This is a genomic window from Lysinibacillus sp. FSL K6-3209 (genome assembly GCF_037976175.1).
In the GTDB taxonomy this organism is placed as follows: Bacteria; Bacillota; Bacilli; order Bacillales_A; family Planococcaceae; genus Lysinibacillus; species Lysinibacillus sphaericus_D.
The window spans coordinates 3,627,057-3,645,505 of the sequence record NZ_CP150264.1; the positions used below are offsets into that span (position 1 = coordinate 3,627,057).

Below are 18,449 nucleotides of genomic sequence, written 5' to 3' on the forward strand. Positions count from 1 at the left end.
TCAATTCACTTTCTTATTTGAATCTTCTTCAATCCAAGTCGACATTTTTGCAAAACTATAGCCTTGCTTTTGAAGTTGTTCAATAATTAATGGCAGTGCTTCGACTGTTTTTGTACCGTCTAATATATGCATCACCACTACCTTTCCTGGAGCAGCCCTACTCATAACCCGATCATAAATATCTTGTGCCGTATAATCTAAGTTCCAATCAAATGATGCAATATCGTACATGGCGATGGTTTGAACGCCAGTAGCGGCAATAATTTTAGCAGACTCCTCATTGATAACACCTTGATTTGGTCTAAAATACAATAACGGTGATTCCTGTAGAGCATACGTGAGTGCTTGGTGTGCCTTCAATACATCTTCTTGTAACTCCTCTGGTGTCATCGTTGTTACATCAACATGATTATAAGAATGACTCGCTACTTCGTGTCCTCGATCAACAATTAATCGTGCTAATTGAGGGTTTTTTTCTACACCCTTCCCGATTAAGAAAAATGTACATTGAATATTGTACTTATCTAAAACATCTAAAATTTCCTTCGTTCGTTCCTCACTTGCCCAGTCATCAAAGGATATAGCAATTTCTTTTTTTGTTGTATTTTTTCGATAATATACATGCGGTTGGACATTTTCGTATGCCGGATTTATTTTTATCGCATCATAGCCTTTAATATCTTCTAACGATTTAACCAAATATTCGTTTTCAAATACGTCCGTTAACGTAGAAAATATAAAGCCTTTTTCTTTGCCAAACTGTGCAAGTAACGGGACAACATCAATGACAGCCGGATTAATATACGTATTTAAATGGATGACTGAACCACTATCTACATACTTTCGAATATACGTCATCATTTCATCTGCACTTTGCATATTACGATCTTTCGGATTAACAGATGCCTCTACAACAGCTTTCATATTAAGAGCATTTGTAGCATAACGCATATTGTCTGTTGCGTCCCCTGAACGACTTCTCACATACTTCGGTGTATAACCTAATTGCTCTTCAAAAATTTCATTTGTTAAATATATTTCCTTATAAGTTTCTTCATAATCAATATCTGCCATATCAGGGAACGTTAATGTACCGTTTTCTACTTCATGGCCTTTGCTCAATATGTCCTTAACCAATTCAGGTTCTTGTGCTAGACGCATACCTTCGATAAAAAACGTTGCCTTGATATTCGATTGGTCCAATACCTTTAAAAGCTTTTGCATTGTCTCATTGTCCGCAAGTCCATTAAACGTTAATGCCACTTTCGGAGTAAGAATATTGGCATGACGTAAAATATCGCTCATCGTTCCATCATGTTCTTTTATTTCAATCGACGAATCTACTGGTGCAACTTGACTTTGTGTTTCGGATTGACATCCTGCTATGAACAAAGCGACTAGTAAACTACATAATTTTAGTCTTTTCATTTCCACACAGTTCTCCTTACAATTTATGATAGTTTTTATTGGCAAATAAAAAATGGGTATTCCGTGTATCAAAAATTAATGCAGCATATTGATCGAGCAATCCATAATCAATTTCTGCATGATTCGTTAAAATTAATACAGCTTCAGCTTCTTCAATTAATTGTTTCGATAATGCAACAGTATTAAGTGTGTATTGGTTGACTGAAAAAGTTTCGATAAATGGGTCCACAACCATGACATCATATTGCTTCTCCAATAATTCTTGGATGACTTGGAGCGCAGGAGATTCACGGAAATCATTAATATTTGGCTTATACGTGACACCAATAACAATAATCTTTCCTGCTCGAAGCTCTTTCTTCTGTGCCATTAGATAATTTTCCAATCTTTCAACCACAAAGCTTGGCATTGAATCATTGATTTTATCTGCCGTCTCAATTAATGAAGCTGTAATACCATGTTGCTGTCCTGCCCATAATAAATATTTAGGGTCAACAGGGATGCAATGCCCGCCTACCCCCGGACCAGGTGTAAATGGCATAAATCCATATGGTTTTGTGGAAGCAGCTTCAATTACTTCCCAAATATCTACATTCATTTTGTAGCATACTTTACTTAGCTCATTAACAAGTGCGATATTGATTTGGCGAAATGTATTTTCGAGTAACTTCTCCATCTCAGCAACCTTTGGATTAGAAACAGGAAAAACATTGGTATTGATGATTGTTTCGTAAAATAGTTTTGCTATTTCTAAACATGCTTCTGTTACACCACCGACTACTTTCGGTGTATTTGAAACGGTAAAATTAATATTTCCAGGATCAACACGTTCAGGGGAATAAGTTAAAAAGATATCCTGCCCAATCACATAATTACTTTTTTCTAAAATTGGTTGAACGACCTCTTCTGTCGTTCCAGGGTACGTCGTGCTTTCAAGAATCACTAGAGTATTAGCAGAAATATATTGTGCGATTGATTCGGACGCATCTTCAATGTAAGTAATATTCGGCGTACCATCTGCTGATGTTGGAGTTGGAACACAAATAATCATGACATCTACATTTGCAAGCTTTGAAAAATCCGCAGTCGTTTCAAATTTCTCTTCTTTTAAGACCTCTTGGATAACAGCATTAGATAAATCTGCAATATAACTTTCTCCATTCGTTAACTTAGCGATTTTTTCGGTACTTTTATCAATACCGATTACTTGAAACCCTTTTTTAACCATTTCTATAGCGAGTGGTAATCCTACATATCCGAGCCCGATTACACCAATTTTCGCCTGTTTTGTTATGATTTTTTTCGATAAAGCTATTTTTGGTGAGTCAATTTTAATCCCCATAAACAAATTACCCCTTTACCTATTTTTAAACATTAAATACAAAAAAATCCTTTTTCGTGCAAAAAGCATTTATATTGATTTTTGCCACCACAAAAAAGCACACATTTCCAACATACCTATAGTACTAATATCAACTAAACAAATTCTAAACAATTTTTAAATAAATGTATAAATAACTATTTTAAATAAGTTAATTTCTCCAAAAAATTCAATATAATCCTTTAGTATTATATCATTTTTGGTAAATTAATACATGCACTATTTTTCTAAATATAATTAACTAGATACAAAGATAAAAATGATTAAACAAAAAAGTATCGTCCCACTCCGATTGCATGTAAACTTGCTATACAATCATTATGGAACAACAGTTTTATTGCATTACATTAAAATGGAAAGACCCTTTCAAAATTGTTCACCTTTTCACGCACCTCTTTTTAACTGTATTAATTAAAGTCCCGTTGTAACACTGAACAATGTTAATAATTCACATTTAACATTCTTTCTATCGTTTTTTAGAACCCTCTTACGTACGTAAGAGGGTGATTACGGATAGTATTCTTACATAAAAAAAGAGTATGTAAGTTTTCACTTACATACTCTTTTTAAAAGCTACATATTATTTAACTGGTACTACTGCACCTTTCCATTCATCTAGAATGAAGTCTTGGATTTCTTTAGAAGTTAATACTTCTAATAATTTTTTAATTTCTGGTTTATTTTCATCTCCAGCACGTACCGCAATAATGTTCACATATGGAGATTCTTTGTCTTCTAGCGCAATTGCATCTTTGATTGGGTTTAGACCATTATCGATTGCGTAGTTAGAGTTGATAAGGACTGCGTCGCCTTCTTCATTTTCAAACATTTGAACAAGTAGTTCTGGTGCAGTATTCGCATCAAATTTAAAGTCTTTCGGATTATCTACAATATCTTTAATTTCAGCTGCAGTTTTATCGATACCATCTTTTAATTTAATTAAGCCTTTCGCTTCTAATAATGACAGCATACGACCATGGTCTGAAACAGAATTAGATAATAAGATTGTTGCACCTTTAGGAAGGTCTTCAAGAGTTTTATATTTTTTAGAGTAAATACCGATTGGCTCGATATGTACACCGCCAGCATTTACAAAGTCATAGCCATTATCTTTAATTTGTAAATTTAAATAAGGGATATGTTGGAAATAGTTTGCATCGATTGTTCCTGAATCTAAATCTTGGTTTGGTAATACATAATCTTGGTATGTTTCGATTTCTAAGTCAATGCCTTCTTTAGCTAAAATCGGTTTTGCTTTTTCTAAAATAACTGCGTGAGGTGTGTTAGAAGCACCTATTTTTAATGTTACTTTTTCTTCAGTTTTTGCACTGTCGTCTGCCTTATCTCCAGAGCCTGCTTCATCTTTGTTACCAGCACCACAAGCTGCTAAAGCTAGTACAAGTACTGATAAAAATAATCCTGCTAATAACTTCTTCATTTGTCTACACTCCCTTTATTTTGTTCAAACCATAATATGTTAGCGGTAAATAACCGGTATAACCTTTTTAACGTTTGTCTGTTTTCGAAGTAATCATATCGCCAATCCATTGGATGATAAATACGACTACTAAGATTAAAATAGTTGCCATTAATGTCACATCTTGGCGATTACGTTGGAAGCCATCTAAAAAGGCTAAGTTTCCTAGACCGCCAGCACCAATAATACCAGCCATCGCCGTATAGCCAACAAGGGCAACAGCCGTTACCGTAATCCCGGAAATAAGTGCTGGTAATGATTCTGGAATTAGTACTTTCCATATAATCGTGGACGTTTTAGCACCCATTGAGCGAGCTGCTTCTATAACGCCCTTATCAATTTCTCGTAGTGCAATTAATACCATTCGGGCATAGAATGGTGCTGCACCAATAATAAGTGCTGGTAAAGCTGCATCTGCTCCACGGATTGTCCCAAGTAAAAACTTTGTAAACGGTATTAGTAAAATAATTAACACGATAAATGGTATCGAACGGAATATATTGACGATCGACCCCGTTAAAAAGTTAACGATTTTATTTGCCCATAATTGGTTTGGGCTCGTTAAAAAGAGGATAATACCAATGGCTAAACCAAGTATGAATGTGATGACCGTTGAAATAGTGGTCATATAAAGTGTTTCGTATGTGGCAGACCACATTTTTTCCCAGTCGACATTCGGAAAGAGACTAGTTAGCATTTGCAATCACCTCCGTTTGTACTTCAACTGTATTCAAATAATTTAATGCAGCTGCTACATTTGTCTCTGAGCCATCAATTTGCACAACAAGTGTGCCGTATGCGCCGTTTTTAGTTTGTGAGATATTACCATGAACAATACTAATTTCTACATCAAACTGCTTCACTAAATGCGATATTACGGGTTGCTCGGTTTTTTCTCCTACAAAGACAAGTTTGACCAGTTGTCCTGTAGGATAATTTGCTCTAAGCTGTGCAACAGTCTCTTGCGTTTCCTTCGTATCAGTAATTTGAGAGACGAATTTTTTTGTAATGGCCGCTTGAGGTGCTTGGAACACTTGCAATACTTCTCCGCGTTCTACAATTTCTCCAGCCTCCATCACCGCCACGCGATGACAAATTTTGCGAATAACATGCATTTCATGCGTAATTAACACAATGGTTAAGCCTAATCGTTCATTAATATCAACAAGTAAATCGAGAATTGCATCTGTAGTTTCTGGATCAAGTGCAGATGTAGCTTCGTCACATAACAATACTTCAGGATTATTGGCAAGTGCTCGCGCTATACCAACCCGTTGCTTTTGACCACCTGATAGCTGTGATGGGTACGCTTTATCGCGACCTTCTAAGCCAACGAGTGCAATTAGTTCTTTCACACGTGCTTCTCGCTCACGCTTAGAAACGCCTGCGATTTCTAGTGGAAAAGCAATGTTTTCTGCCACTGTTCGAGACCAAAGTAAGTTAAAATGTTGGAAAATCATACTTACTTTTTGTCTAGCATCACGGAGCTTTTGCCCCTTAATAGATGAAAATTCTTGGTTGTTGACCTTCACTGTACCTGTCGTAGGTTTTTCTAAACCGTTTAATAAACGAATCATCGTACTTTTACCAGCACCACTGTAGCCGATAATGCCAAAAATTTCACCTTTGTTAATCGAAAGATTTACATCTTTGACAGCAGTCAATTCGCCATTTGCGGTTTTGTATTTCTTCGTAATATTTTGAAGCTGTATCATAGCGAATACTCCTTTTCTCATATAGAAAACCCCTTCTCTCAAGACAAGTAGAAGGGGTCACGTACTTTATACGCTAAACCGTTCTCTCATCTTTCAAAGATAAATCTTTGGGTGATTTGGCACCTTTTCACAAATGTGATGGTTGCCGGGCTTCATAGGGCACTTCCCTCCGCCGCTCTTTATAAGAGTTCGATATATTTAATAGTTTTTTAATATATTTGTTACTTTACCACGCTAGCAAAGTTCAGTCAATTGGTTTTTTTAACAATTCGTATAAAAATGGTACGGATTGAAATGCATAAATCTTATCAATAACCTTTCCACCATCGCTAACGAGTAAACAAGGTACACTTTCAATTTGAAAATCAAAAGCTATTTGTCCTAGAAAATTGATGTTTGCCTTGCCTATTTTCACCTCTGGTAGTAACTGTTCAATGATATTCATCATTTTGGATGCAACGGCACAAGTTCCGCACATCGGTGTATATAAATAAAAGGCAGTTTTGTCTCCAGACTTTACAGCCGTTTCCCACTGCTCTTTTGACCATTCTTCCATGATTTCACGCAACCTTACAAAATATATTCATTATGGATTGAAAAATGTGCACGCAATAAAATCGTCGCTAGCACTTTCCTCGGTGTTGTTTCTACTTCTTTATATGTTGGCATTGTCCGTAAATGCTCAGCCTCTGGATAATGTCTATCCATTAATGCTCGTAGTTTATCGCCTGATGTATCCGCATCAAAAAATGTATAGAGCTCACAGCCCTCATATGGGTCGAGTAATTCTTCTAATTGATGCACACCAATTGTACCATTTGTACAAAGGATTGTAACATCTTCACTCAGAATAGGTTCAATTTGAAGCTTATCCGAACGGCCTTCCACGATTAAACATTTCCCTTCGAACATCACGCCACCCCCATTTAGACAGTTATCTACTACAGCATACCATTTGAATAACCGAATTTCATACTATTGCATCGCAATTTCGGGCGTTTCTGTGATAACTTATTGAGCTAGCAATTCCTATGATGCGCCGAAAAACTGTAGCATGATATAATAAAAAACGCCGGCAAATTTTCCGACGTTTTTCTATTACAGGCTTGTTTATTCTGCAATCAATTTTTCGTATTGCTCAGCTGTCATAAGGTTTTCAATCTCTGATGCATCAGCAGGCTCTACAACGATCATCCATGCTTTTTCATATGGTGATTCATTTACGAATTCTGGGCTATCTTCTAAGTCTGCATTTACTTCAACTACAGTACCTGAAATTGGTGCGTAAAGTTCAGAAACAGTTTTTACTGATTCTACACTACCGAATGGATCATCTGTTTTAATTTCATCGCCAACTTGTGGAAGCTCAACGAAAACGATATCTCCTAGTTCTGATTGTGCGAAGTGAGAAATACCGATACGTACTTTACCATCTTCTAATTTTACCCATTCGTGTTCTTCAGAGTAACGTAAGTCTTTAGGTGTGCTCATGCCAAAAACCCCTCCATAAATATGTAATATATTCACTATCAGTGTGCCATACTTCTATCATAAAAACAAGGATAAAAGCAGTTATTTCCAAGCTTGCTCAAATTCTGTTTCTTTAAAACCTAATGTTACTTTTTTTCCATCTGTCACGATTGGTCGTTTCATTAGCATACCATCTGACGCAAGCAGTGTAAGTTGCTCATCTTCCGGCATTTCCGCCAATTTATCCTTCAATCCAAGTTCACGGTATTTCATGCCAGAAGTGTTAAAAAACTTCTTCAGTGGCAACCCGCTCGCTTGCCAATATTGCTTTAATTGTTCTTTCGTAGGTACTTGTTCAACGATGTGTACCTCTTCGTATAAAACGCCATTGTCGTTTAACCACTTCTGTGCTTTTTTACAAGTTGTACATTTAGGATAATGGATAAATTGAATCATATTTGTAGGCTCCTCTACTATCATTTTCTGTAGTATACCATCATAACTAGTATGTGCCAAAATGAAACAATTATAATTGTTTGAGTGCCTGACACCAGTGGATTTCAGAATTGTTTCGGTGCCTGGCACTTCCGCGGGCAAATTGTATGAGTGCCTGGCACTAAAACAGACTGTAGATTAAGGTATCTACAGTCTGTTCATAGCTAGTATTAGACGATGAATTTTTCAGCTTCGATAAGTTTAACTGAAGCTTCACGTTTTTTAGCAATAAGGTTATAAGGGTTGTTGCGAGTCAGTTTGCGAAGCGCTGACAATGTCATCCGTGCAGCATCTCCATCTGCTGAAGCAAGAATCGTATCCTTTGCCTCTTTCTCAATTTCTGCAAATGCTTCTTGGCAGAAAATTTGCGTGTAAAGTAATTTTTGTTGTGATTTTTCTGCACCCTCACGCGCAATCGCTTTGTCTGTACGTAACACAGCAGACTCCATAGCGAATAGTTGGTTTGCAATATTCGCGATATTTACCAATACTTCTTGCTCTTGGTCAAGCTTCGCACCATAGCGTTGTGCTGCCATACCTGCTGCTAACACAGCGATCTTCTTAGCATTTTTCACAAGGTATTTTTCTTGTGCTAATGGTTCTGTACCTACTTCTTCTGGCATCATCATCAGCAATTCTTGTTGTAAATTTTGTGCGACTTGCAATAATGGCAATTCGCCTTTTAATGCTTTTTTCATAAATGTGCCAGGCACAATCATGCGGTTAATTTCATTTGTTCCTTCGAAAATGCGATTAATACGAGAGTCGCGATAAATGCGCTCTACCTCATATTCTGCCATAAAGCCATAGCCACCATGTAATTGTACCGCTTCATCAGCAATATAATCCAATGTTTCTGACCCAAACACTTTCGCAATCGAACATTCAATTGCATATTCTGCTATTGCATTAGCAATGACTTTCCCTTGCTTTTGTTCTTCAGGGCTTAATTGGCTTAGACGATCTTCGAATAATCCCACTGTACGATAATTTAATGATTCTGACGCATATAATTGAGACGCCATAGTCGATAGCTTTTCTTTTGTTAGGTTGAAATCAGAAAGCTTTGTTTTAAATTGTTGACGTTGGTTCGTATATTGAATCGCTAGCTCTAATGCACGTTTTGAGCCACCGATTGTACCGACACCTAATTTATAGCGACCGATATTTAAAATGTTAAAGGCAATGACGTGTCCACGACCTACTTCACCAAGCAGATTTTCAACAGGTACTTCTGCATCTTCAAGCACTAATGTACGAGTTGATGAAGATTTAATACCCATTTTCTTTTCTTCTGGCCCAACAGAAACACCATTATATGCACGTTCTACGATAAATGCCGAGAATTTATCGCCATCGATTTTTGCATACACAACAAATACGTCAGCAAATCCAGCATTTGTAATCCATTGTTTTTCACCATTTAAAACATAATGAGTACCAGCAGCATTTAGCTTGGCAGTCGTTTTAGCACCTAATGCATCTGAACCCGAACCTGGCTCTGTTAAAGCATACGCTGCAATTAACTCACCTGAAGCAAGCTTTGGTAAATACTTTTGCTTTTGCTCTTCGTTCCCAAAAAGCACGATTGGTAATGAACCAATCCCCACATGCGCACCATGTGTAATCGAGAAACCACCTGCTACAGACATTTTTTCTGCGATTAATGCCGAAGAAACTTTATCTAAACCAAGACCTTCATATTCTTCCGGTACATCCGCCGCTAATAGACCTAGCTCACCAGCAGTTTTTAGTAAACGTACGGAATGTTCGAACTCATGATGTTCTAAGTTTTCAACGACAGGTAATACTTCATTCGCAACGTACTCTTCCGTTGTTTTGGCGATCATTTTTTGCTCATCTGTAAAATCTTCAGGTGTAAATACGCGATCTAACGCCACATCCTCAATAATAAATCCGCCGCCTTTAATGATATCTGTAGTTTTTTCTGTCATGTCCAATTCCTCCTTATTTTTCGGTGCCAGGCACGCATACAATTCGCAATTCTTAAACAATTAATTTTTACACAATTTATAGAATCTCAAATACCCCAGCAGCGCCCATACCGCCGCCGATACACATTGTGACAACTCCGTATTTTTTACCTTGACGTTTCAGCTCATGAATAAGTTTTAATGTTAAAATTGCACCGGTTGCGCCAAGCGGATGTCCTAATGCAATTGCGCCACCATTGACATTAACCTTCTCTTGGTCGATGCCTAAATGACGTACAACTTGTAAAGACTGCGAAGCAAATGCTTCGTTAATTTCCCACAAATCGATATCCTCTATAGATAAACCTGCAATTTCAAGTGCTTTCGGTACTGCAACGATTGGACCGATGCCCATCACTTCTGGAGGAACACCGCCCACCGCAAAGCCTAAAAACTTCGCCATTGGTGTCATCCCTTGCTTTTCAGCTTCCTCACGATCCATCACCAAAACTGTTGCTGCACCATCAGAAGTTTGTGAAGCGTTACCTGCTGTCACACTACCTTTTACATGAAAGGCAGGACGAAGTTTCGCTAAACCTTCTACAGATGTGCCAGGGCGGACCCCCTCATCCATACTGAAAGTAAATTTTTTCACCTGTAGTTTATTATTAGCATCCACATAATGTTGTTCTACTTCAATTGGGACGATTTCATCATTAAATTTGCCTTCTTGAATTGCTTTTTCTGCAAGCACATGCGAGCGTACCGCAAATGCATCTTGATCTTCACGGCTAACATTATACTGTCGTGCGACTTCCTCGGCTGTATGTCCCATCCCCATATAATATTGAGGGGCTGTTTCAGCTAATGTTGGATTTAAGCGTGGTGTATTCCCTACCATTGGTACCATACTCATAGACTCAACACCGCCAGCAAGAATTGCCTTTGAATGACCAAGCATAATCCGTTCAGCTGCATACGCTATTGCCTGTAAACCCGATGAACAAAAACGGTTAATAGTCAAAGCAGGTGTCGTATCTGGCAGCCCTGCAAGCGCACCAATGCTACGTGCTACATTCATGCCTTGCTCTGCTTCAGGCATCGCACACCCTAAAATTAAGTCATCAATAGGACCTTCATAGCCCGCTCTTTTCAATGTCTCTTTGACAACTGCTGCTCCAAAATCATCTGGTCTTACTGTTGCTAATGAACCTTTTTTCGCTTTTCCAATAGGAGTTCGTGCTCCTGCTACAATAACGGCTTCACGCATCGTCTAAATCCCCCTTTGTTTCATGTGCAAATATAGTCATCTATCTAATTAGTTACGAAGTGGTTTGCCCTTTAACAACATATGTTGCATTCTTTGCTGCGATAGTGGATCTGCTACCAGACTTAAGAATGCTTCACGTTCTAAGTTTAATAGATATTGTTCATCTACTAATGTGCCGTATGGTACTTTTCCACCTGCGATAACATACGCTAACTTCTTGGCAATTTTTAAATCATGTTCACTGATGAAGCCTGATTCAAACATCCCTTGAGCACCGATTAGTAACGTACCATAGCCTGATGCACCGACAACAGGAACTTTTGTTGGCACCGGTGGTTGGTAGCCTGCCTCATAGAGTGCCAAAGCAGCCTGCTTTGCATCATAAATTTGGTGATCTGCATTGACTGAAATACCATCTGCAAAGTTTAGGAAATTATTGTCGCGTGCTTCCTCACCTGAAGTTGATACTTTCGCCATGGCAATTGTTTCAAATACTTTATTGGCAATTTGTTGATAATCTACTTCCACACCATGCGGTAAACCTTTTAAGAATTTTTGGTAAAGTGCTTTGTTACCGCCACCCCCAGGAATTAAGCCAACACCGACTTCTACTAAGCCCATATAAGTTTCCATCGTCGCTTGGATATGTGCAGCAGGTAAGCATACTTCTGCGCCCCCACCTAATGTCATAGCGAACGGTGCAGCGACAACTGGTTTTCTTGAATATTTTATTTTTTGCATAGCATCTTGGAATGCTTTAATAACAAAATCTAATTCGAAAATGTTATCATCCTGTGCTTCTACTAAAATCATGCCTAAGTTCGCTCCGACACAGAAGTTTTTACCTTGGTTTCCGATTACCAAGCCTTTATAATTTGCTTCTACTTCGTCTATTGCGTAGTTAATCATTTGAATAATATCTAAACCAATGGCATTGGATTGGGAATGGAACTCTAGTAACGCAATACCGTCACCCAAATCTATTAAGCTAGCACCGCTATTAGACTTAATAACACCATGTTTTTTCTTATAACGCTTTAAGTTAATTTCTTTCTCATTCACTGGAACTTTCACGTATTGTGAGCCGTTATAATACGCTACGTCACCATCTATTTCTGAATAGAATGTAGTAAAGCCCTGCGCTAACATATCTTTCACAAATAGTGGAACTTCTCGACCTTCTGCCTCCATTTTCGCAACAGATTCTGTTACACCAATAGCATCCCAAATTTCAAATGGGCCTTGCTGCCAGCCGAATCCCCACTTCATGGCATTATCTATTGCGACGATATCATCAGCAATTTCACCATGTAACTGCGCAGAGTAAATTAGTGTAGGTGCAAAAATTCCCCATAAAAGCTCACCTGTACGATCTTTTGCGTATGTTAATGTCTTCACTTTGTTCGCTAGTCCGCGCGTTTGTTTCGCCATTTCAATCGAAGGTGTTTGTAATTTTTTAGCTGGACTATAAGCTAAAGTATGTGGGTCAATTTCTAAAATTTCTTTTCCTTGCTTTTGGAAGAAACCTTGACCAGACTTTGCACCTAGCCAGCCGTTCGTAACCATTTTTTGTAGAAACTCAGGTACTGCAAATACTTGCTGTTCCTCGCCTGCCGTTTGGTCATATACATTTTTTGCCACATGTATAAATGTATCTAATCCAACGACATCTAATGTACGGAAAGTAGCTGATTTTGGGCGACCAATGAGCGGCCCTGTCACTGAATCTACCTCTCCGACTGAATAACCACCTTGCATCATTTGCTGTAAAGTGATTAACAGACCGTATGTGCCGATGCGATTGGCAATAAAGTTTGGTGTATCCTTAGCCAAGACAACACCTTTCCCAAGAATGTCCTCACCAAATTTTTTCATAAAGTCAACAACGTCTGGTGTTGTTGTCGTTGCCGGAATCACTTCAAGTAATTTTAAATAGCGCGGAGGGTTGAAGAAGTGTGTCCCTAAAAAATGTTGTTGGAAATCTTCTGAACGTCCTTCAGCCATCGCATTAATGCTAATGCCCGATGTATTAGAACTGATTATTGTACCTGGCGTACGAACAGCATCAATTTTTTCATACAAGCTTTGTTTAATCGCTAGATTTTCTACGACAACTTCAATAATCCAATCAACATCTTTCAGTTTGTCTAAATCGTCTTCAAAATTCCCCACCGTTAGAAGCGATAAGTTTTTCTTAGAAGTAAGTGGTGCTGGTTTTTGCTTTAATAACTTTTGAAGAGCTCCATTTACAAAGCGGTTTCTTACAGTTGGATGTGCTAACGTAAGCCCCTTTGCTTCCTCCTCTTTCGTTAGTTCCTTCGGTGCAATGTCTAATAATAATGTTGGAATACCGATGTTTGCTAAATGTGCTGCAATGCCAGAACCCATTACCCCAGAACCTAGAACAGCCGCTTTTTTAATGTTGTAAGTCACAAGCAATTCCCCCTTATTCTCCCATTGAATGAATGACCATTCATTTTTTGGTCAAAAAAAATCAAAATTGTGCTTCGGCGTTTTTGTGCATAGATTTTGGCCCATATAGCCTGAATGCGAAGTTTTCACACTAGCATCGCTCAAAATCTGTGACAGTCGCTAAACACTTATTTTCACTCAATTCACTTTCTTAAATTACGAGAAATGTCTTCCACTGAATGAAAATAAAACTACTTTTTCTGTTTTTAGTGTAGATTATTTTGTCTAAATTAGCAATCTTTTTTCTATAATTATTTTTGCGATATACAACTTTTTTTGTTTTTTACGAGCGAAAACAAGACAATAAGTAGCTTCCACATATCCCAAACAGATAACTTTCAGGTTGAAGAGAAAATGTGTAAAATGGAAAGCAAGGAGAGTGATTTACTAATGAAAACAATAACAACTGCAGAGCAATTTAATGAGCTTATTGCTGGTGAACAAAAAGTACTTGTAAAATTTTATGCTGGCTGGTGCCCAGATTGCACACGTATGAATATGTTCATCGATCCAATTATTGAAGAGTACAACCAATTTGATTGGTATGAGCTTAACCGTGACGAGCTACCTGAAATCGCTGATAAATACGATGTAATGGGTATTCCAAGTTTATTAATTTTCCAAAACGGTGAAAAATTAGCCCACTTACATAGTGCGAACGCTAAAACACCTCAACAAGTTACTGAGTTTTTAGCTGCTCAACAATAATACATCGTAACAAACGTAAAAATAGTATGCTGGGTATCCCTTGGCATACTATTTTTTCTTCTATATCAATCGAAAACAAACACCTTATTAAAAACACGTACATAATAAAGCGTATTTTGGAAGGGAGATAATAATGAAACAGCATTTGTCATTACAAGGCACATCACAATACGATGCATCCATCGCAGCTCATTATCGTAACTCTGCCTGTGGACCGACAACAGTCCATGTCATCCTAAAGTACTTTAATCCTTTAGCTCCATCGGTAAATGACCTTTACCAAATCCTAGGTAGCACCAAAGTTGGTTTGTTTAAATGGCGTTTAATTACTAACCTTCGAAAGCTGTTACCAACATGGGATATACGCAATTGCACATTAAAAGAGGCACTGCAAGAAATTGACGCAGGTCGCCCCGTAGCAATGCGCTTTGACCGTTATTTTAGCCTACAATGGTTTGATAAAAAATCAACCTTTGCCTACCATTGGGTACCACTTATTGGCTATGAAGTGCAAGCTGATAAGCTATTGTTAATTTTCCACGATAACGGAGGAAACAATCGCGACAGTCAAATCCATAGTGCTCTATTTCATCAAAATAAAAACGTGTTACGCTTCGTTAAAATAGCGCCTAACTAAGGGCATACAATGAACGTGCTTGCTTCGCAATAAGTGTAAAGCCACGTTCCTCTATTGCATTAATTGTCTGGTGCTCATAGTTTGGTACTGCTAAATGGGCAAAGTCCGCTTCAATCTGTACATTCGTTTGTATCGTTGCAAGTTCGTGTGATAACTTCAACATATCCAGATTGTCTTTAATTTTGGTACGCTGACCAGGCTTTAAGTCCTCTAAGGAAGCGATCACATTATCAATCGAGCCATACATTTGTATAAGTGTCAGTGCCTGCTTAGGACCAATTCCTTTAACTCCTGGGTAGCCATCACTCGTATCCCCCATAAACGCTTTTACTTGCGCAAATTGAATTGGCTCTATACCATATTCTTCTTTAAAGCGTGTATGTGTATAAAGATCATATTCAGTGTAACCTTTTTTTGTAAAAGCAATTTGCGTTGTCGGCGTGAGCAATTGTAATAAATCCTTATCCCCACTAATAACCGTAATATCAGCTTCATCCTGCCACTTCGTAATCATCGAGCCGATTACATCATCCGCCTCCATACCGACAACGCCAAAATTTTGCCATCCGATATGTTGAGCTAAATTTTTAGCCATATCAAATTGAGGAAGCATTTCCTCTGGCGGTGCTGGGCGGTTAGCTTTATAGCCATCATATAATTCATTGCGGAATGTTTGTGCCCCCATATCCCAGCAAATAGCTAAATGTGTTGGTTGCATAATAGATTGCGCCGTCAACACATGGCGCACAAATCCTTGCGCACCATTCGTTGGTGTGCCGTCCTTTAATCGAATAAAATGCCCCATTGCTGCTGATGCAAAAAAAGAACGAAATAACAACGCCATACCATCAACAATGAGTAATTTTGGTTTTGTAGTCATAATAAAAATCCTCTCTTATCTATTATTCTATTATAACAGTTTAAGGTGTCAGGCACCCAAACAATTTAGATGTGCCCGCAGAAAGCGTCCACCCGTAGCAAAACAGACTATGGAGTAGCTCCATAGCCTGCCTTTTCTTTCCTTGATATACGATTACGATGATCCAATTGAATGCCAGTTAGCCATTGCAAAAATGCAGTAACCCCCGTTTTCACCGTTTCTAAGCGAAGTTCATTTTGTTTTGGATCAGGATAAATAAAGTCAATATGACGTACACCTTCATTTTCACCAATGAGCTTTAAAATATCAAATAATTCATAGGCCGTTAATCCACCAGGTGTAGCAGCAGGTACATCTGGGGCAAACGTAATATCCAATGCATCTAAATCCACGGATACATAAATTCTATCTACCTCATACATAAGCTGACGTAGCATTTCACGGATAGTCAACTGGATACCATCACGTCGCATCTGCTTTAACGTAATCATATGAATTCCTTGTTCACGAGCATAATAAATCATTTCTGGTGAATTAAAAAAGCCGTGCAAGCCAACGTTATAAATATGTTTCCCTTCTACAACGCCTGATGCGATTAGTTGATGAATCGGTGAATTCATAGCTAAACCTATATCTTCTTGATTTCTTGCATCTAAATGCGTATCAAGTTGAATAATACCAATTCGCTCATTCGGAAAAGCATTTTTAATCCCTCTTAATGAACAAGCCGTGATTGCATGATCACCACCAATCAGGCAAGTGAAGCTTTTTTGATAAGCGATACTTAAGTTTTCAGCAGCTGCCTCAATAGCAGATTCCGAAAGCATACGATTGGTCGAGTCGATTGCCACGTCTCCAATATCAACAATTGCTAATGAACGCAAATCTACTTGTTCATCTAAATTATAGGATTGAAAGCTCGACCACGCTTTCCGAAAAGCAGTAGGATACTGTGCTTTTTTCATTGGATCGCTCGCATAAGATAATAAGGCGCCATAGACAATAATATCTACATCATTTGCATGTGGGTTTTGCTTTTGCTTAATCCACTGATGCATGCCTGAGCCGTTTTCTTGTTTCCATTGCCATTCAGGTTGGATAAACATCTTAACCTACCACCTTCACACCTTTTTTCCAAACCTTTTTCACATGATTTACACCAAAAATATAATGTAACTTTTGATGATTATGGACATCCCACAGCACTAAATCAGCTTGTTTTCCAATTTCGATAGAGCCTACGTGATCTTCAATTTGCAATGCACAAGCCGCATTATAGGTAGCAGCACATAAGCTTTCTGCCGGCGTCATTTTCATTGTGATGCATGCTAAGTTCATAACAAGTGGTAGCGAAATTGTCGGCGAAGAACCTGGATTACAATCAGTCGAAATCGCTACAGGTACACCTGCGTCAATAATAGCTCGGGCACGTGCTGGTTTTTCACCTAAATATAATGCTGTTGCTGGTAATAAGCATGCAATTACGCCCGATTTAGCAAGTTCTTCAATACCTTCATCCGACACTTTTAATAAATGCTCAGCAGAAATAGCACCTACTCTTGCCGCAACATGCGCACCTTGATTTTCTTCAATTTCATCGGCATGTATTTTAGGTATAAGCCCTCGTGCCTTGCCAGCCAATAAAATACGTTCTGCTTGCTCGGGTGTAAAGACATCAACTTCACAAAATACATCAATGAATTTTGCAAGCTTTTCTTCCACCACCGCAGGAATCATCTCATTAATAACTAAGTTAACAAAGTGCTCTGGGTTTTCTCGATATTCTTCTGGTACTGCATGTGCGCCCATAAAGGTCGGCACAATGTCCATCGGATGCTTATTTTGCAATCGTTGCATAACCCGTAATTGTTTTAACTCGTTTTCTAAGTCTAAGCCATAGCCACTTTTACTTTCTAACGTCGTAACACCATGTTGTAAAAATAAGTCCAAGCGTCTCGTCGTCTGATTGAAAATATGTTCTTCTGTCAACGAGCGCATTTTTCGAGTTGTTGCATGGATGCCTCCCCCAGCATTCATAATGTCCATATAGCTCGCGCCTTCTAAACGCATCTCAAATTCATGTTCACGACTACCGCCAAAAACAACATGGGTATGAGGATCAATCAAACCGGGCGTGACAATTTTCCCTGTAGCATCCACAATCTCCGCTTCCTCTGCACGGGGTAAATATTTTAATATCATTTCTCGTGTTGTACCAAGATCTTGAATCACACCATCTTCAAGCCAAACACTTCCTCCTTCAATAATAGCAAGCTCTCGCATTTCTTCTCGTACTCGCGGTCCTTTCTTGTCACTCGCAAGTGTTACTAATTGAGAAATATTTTGAATCCAAATTGGCTTTTGTTGCTTGTCCTTCATCCCTAACTCCCCTTTGTCTATGTATAACCCTCTCCGTTAAATGCACTTTTCATTACTATGATTCCTTCACTAAAATCGTGCACACGCATAGTCATTCTAAAGCAGTCCTATAGTAAGGTACTTACATCTTCGTCACGCCCCGCGCAATTCCCTCTTATTGTCTTAAAATTTCTATAAAACCTAACATCCAGCGAGTTAGTTTC

The 18,449-nt window shown here is 38.3% G+C and carries 17 protein-coding genes and 1 riboswitch; of the genes, 2 read left to right on the forward strand and 15 right to left on the reverse strand.

The annotated features are described in order from the left end of the window. From MHH88_RS17775 to MHH88_RS17830, 12 genes are all read right to left on the reverse strand, one after another. A complete protein-coding gene (locus tag MHH88_RS17775) occupies positions 1-1,428 on the reverse strand; it encodes a polysaccharide deacetylase family protein (protein ID WP_339259725.1) in 1,428 nt (475 codons plus the stop codon). Between the two features lie 16 nt (positions 1,429-1,444). After that, entirely contained in the window at positions 1,445-2,770 is a 1,326-nt protein-coding gene (locus MHH88_RS17780; RefSeq protein ID WP_069509323.1) for a nucleotide sugar dehydrogenase, read from the reverse strand. A 619-nt stretch (positions 2,771-3,389) separates the two neighbouring features. Beyond that, on the reverse strand, positions 3,390-4,247 hold the full coding sequence (locus MHH88_RS17785) for a MetQ/NlpA family ABC transporter substrate-binding protein (protein WP_069509326.1): 858 nt from the start codon (positions 4,245-4,247) through the stop codon (positions 3,390-3,392). Positions 4,248-4,314: 67 nt separating this feature from the next. After that, a complete protein-coding gene (locus tag MHH88_RS17790; RefSeq protein ID WP_069509329.1) occupies positions 4,315-4,983 on the reverse strand; it encodes a methionine ABC transporter permease in 669 nt (222 codons plus the stop codon). Then, on the reverse strand, positions 4,973-6,001 hold the full coding sequence (locus MHH88_RS17795) for a methionine ABC transporter ATP-binding protein (protein WP_107894885.1): 1,029 nt from the start codon (positions 5,999-6,001) through the stop codon (positions 4,973-4,975). The genes MHH88_RS17790 and MHH88_RS17795 overlap by 11 nt, the downstream gene beginning before the upstream one ends. A gap of 83 nt (positions 6,002-6,084) precedes the next feature. Beyond that, positions 6,085-6,189: riboswitch (SAM riboswitch) on the reverse strand. Positions 6,190-6,245: 56 nt separating this feature from the next. Beyond that, complete coding sequence (locus MHH88_RS17800; RefSeq protein WP_339259727.1) at positions 6,246-6,557, reverse strand: thioredoxin family protein; 312 nt, start codon at positions 6,555-6,557, stop codon at positions 6,246-6,248. A gap of 14 nt (positions 6,558-6,571) precedes the next feature. Further along, positions 6,572-6,913 carry a hypothetical protein gene (locus MHH88_RS17805; protein ID WP_024362697.1) on the reverse strand — a complete coding sequence of 114 codons (342 nt, stop codon included), beginning with the start codon at positions 6,911-6,913 and terminating at the stop codon, positions 6,572-6,574. 198 nt (positions 6,914-7,111) lie between these two features. Next, the gene (gcvH, locus tag MHH88_RS17810) at positions 7,112-7,492 is read right to left on the reverse strand and encodes a glycine cleavage system protein GcvH (RefSeq protein WP_024362696.1); all 381 of its coding nucleotides are present in this window, start codon (positions 7,490-7,492) and stop codon (positions 7,112-7,114) included. A gap of 81 nt (positions 7,493-7,573) precedes the next feature. After that, a complete protein-coding gene (locus MHH88_RS17815) occupies positions 7,574-7,927 on the reverse strand; it encodes an arsenate reductase family protein (protein ID WP_339259730.1) in 354 nt (117 codons plus the stop codon). Positions 7,928-8,136: 209 nt separating this feature from the next. Beyond that, positions 8,137-9,921, reverse strand: a complete 1,785-nt coding sequence (locus MHH88_RS17820) for an acyl-CoA dehydrogenase family protein (protein WP_069509342.1) — start codon at positions 9,919-9,921, stop codon at positions 8,137-8,139. 76 nt (positions 9,922-9,997) lie between these two features. After that, complete coding sequence (locus tag MHH88_RS17825) at positions 9,998-11,170, reverse strand: acetyl-CoA C-acetyltransferase (protein WP_069509344.1); 1,173 nt, start codon at positions 11,168-11,170, stop codon at positions 9,998-10,000. A 48-nt stretch (positions 11,171-11,218) separates the two neighbouring features. Beyond that, a complete protein-coding gene (locus MHH88_RS17830) occupies positions 11,219-13,603 on the reverse strand; it encodes a 3-hydroxyacyl-CoA dehydrogenase/enoyl-CoA hydratase family protein (RefSeq protein ID WP_339259734.1) in 2,385 nt (794 codons plus the stop codon). A 402-nt stretch (positions 13,604-14,005) separates the two neighbouring features. Here MHH88_RS17830 and MHH88_RS17835 point away from each other — a divergent pair, with 402 nt between their 5' ends. Both MHH88_RS17835 and MHH88_RS17840 read left to right on the forward strand, forming a co-directional pair. Continuing rightward, positions 14,006-14,350 (forward strand): thioredoxin family protein, encoded by a 345-nt coding sequence (locus MHH88_RS17835; protein WP_081327870.1) that lies wholly within the window; start codon positions 14,006-14,008, stop codon positions 14,348-14,350. A 133-nt stretch (positions 14,351-14,483) separates the two neighbouring features. After that, positions 14,484-14,987, forward strand: coding sequence for a C39 family peptidase (locus tag MHH88_RS17840; protein WP_339259736.1), 504 nt, complete (start codon positions 14,484-14,486; stop codon positions 14,985-14,987). Here the strand turns inward: MHH88_RS17840 and MHH88_RS17845 are convergent. The 3 genes from MHH88_RS17845 to hutI all read right to left on the reverse strand — a co-directional run bounded on the left by MHH88_RS17845 (position 14,980) and on the right by hutI (position 18,246). Then, a complete protein-coding gene (locus MHH88_RS17845; protein WP_069509357.1) occupies positions 14,980-15,867 on the reverse strand; it encodes a 5'-3' exonuclease in 888 nt (295 codons plus the stop codon). The two genes, MHH88_RS17840 and MHH88_RS17845, sit on opposite strands and share 8 nt — an antisense overlap. 107 nt (positions 15,868-15,974) lie before the next feature. Then, complete coding sequence (locus tag MHH88_RS17850; protein ID WP_069509360.1) at positions 15,975-16,973, reverse strand: agmatinase family protein; 999 nt, start codon at positions 16,971-16,973, stop codon at positions 15,975-15,977. A gap of 1 nt (position 16,974) precedes the next feature. After that, on the reverse strand, positions 16,975-18,246 hold the full coding sequence (gene hutI / locus MHH88_RS17855) for an imidazolonepropionase (RefSeq protein ID WP_339259739.1): 1,272 nt from the start codon (positions 18,244-18,246) through the stop codon (positions 16,975-16,977). Positions 18,247-18,449: the final 203 nt, after the last annotated feature.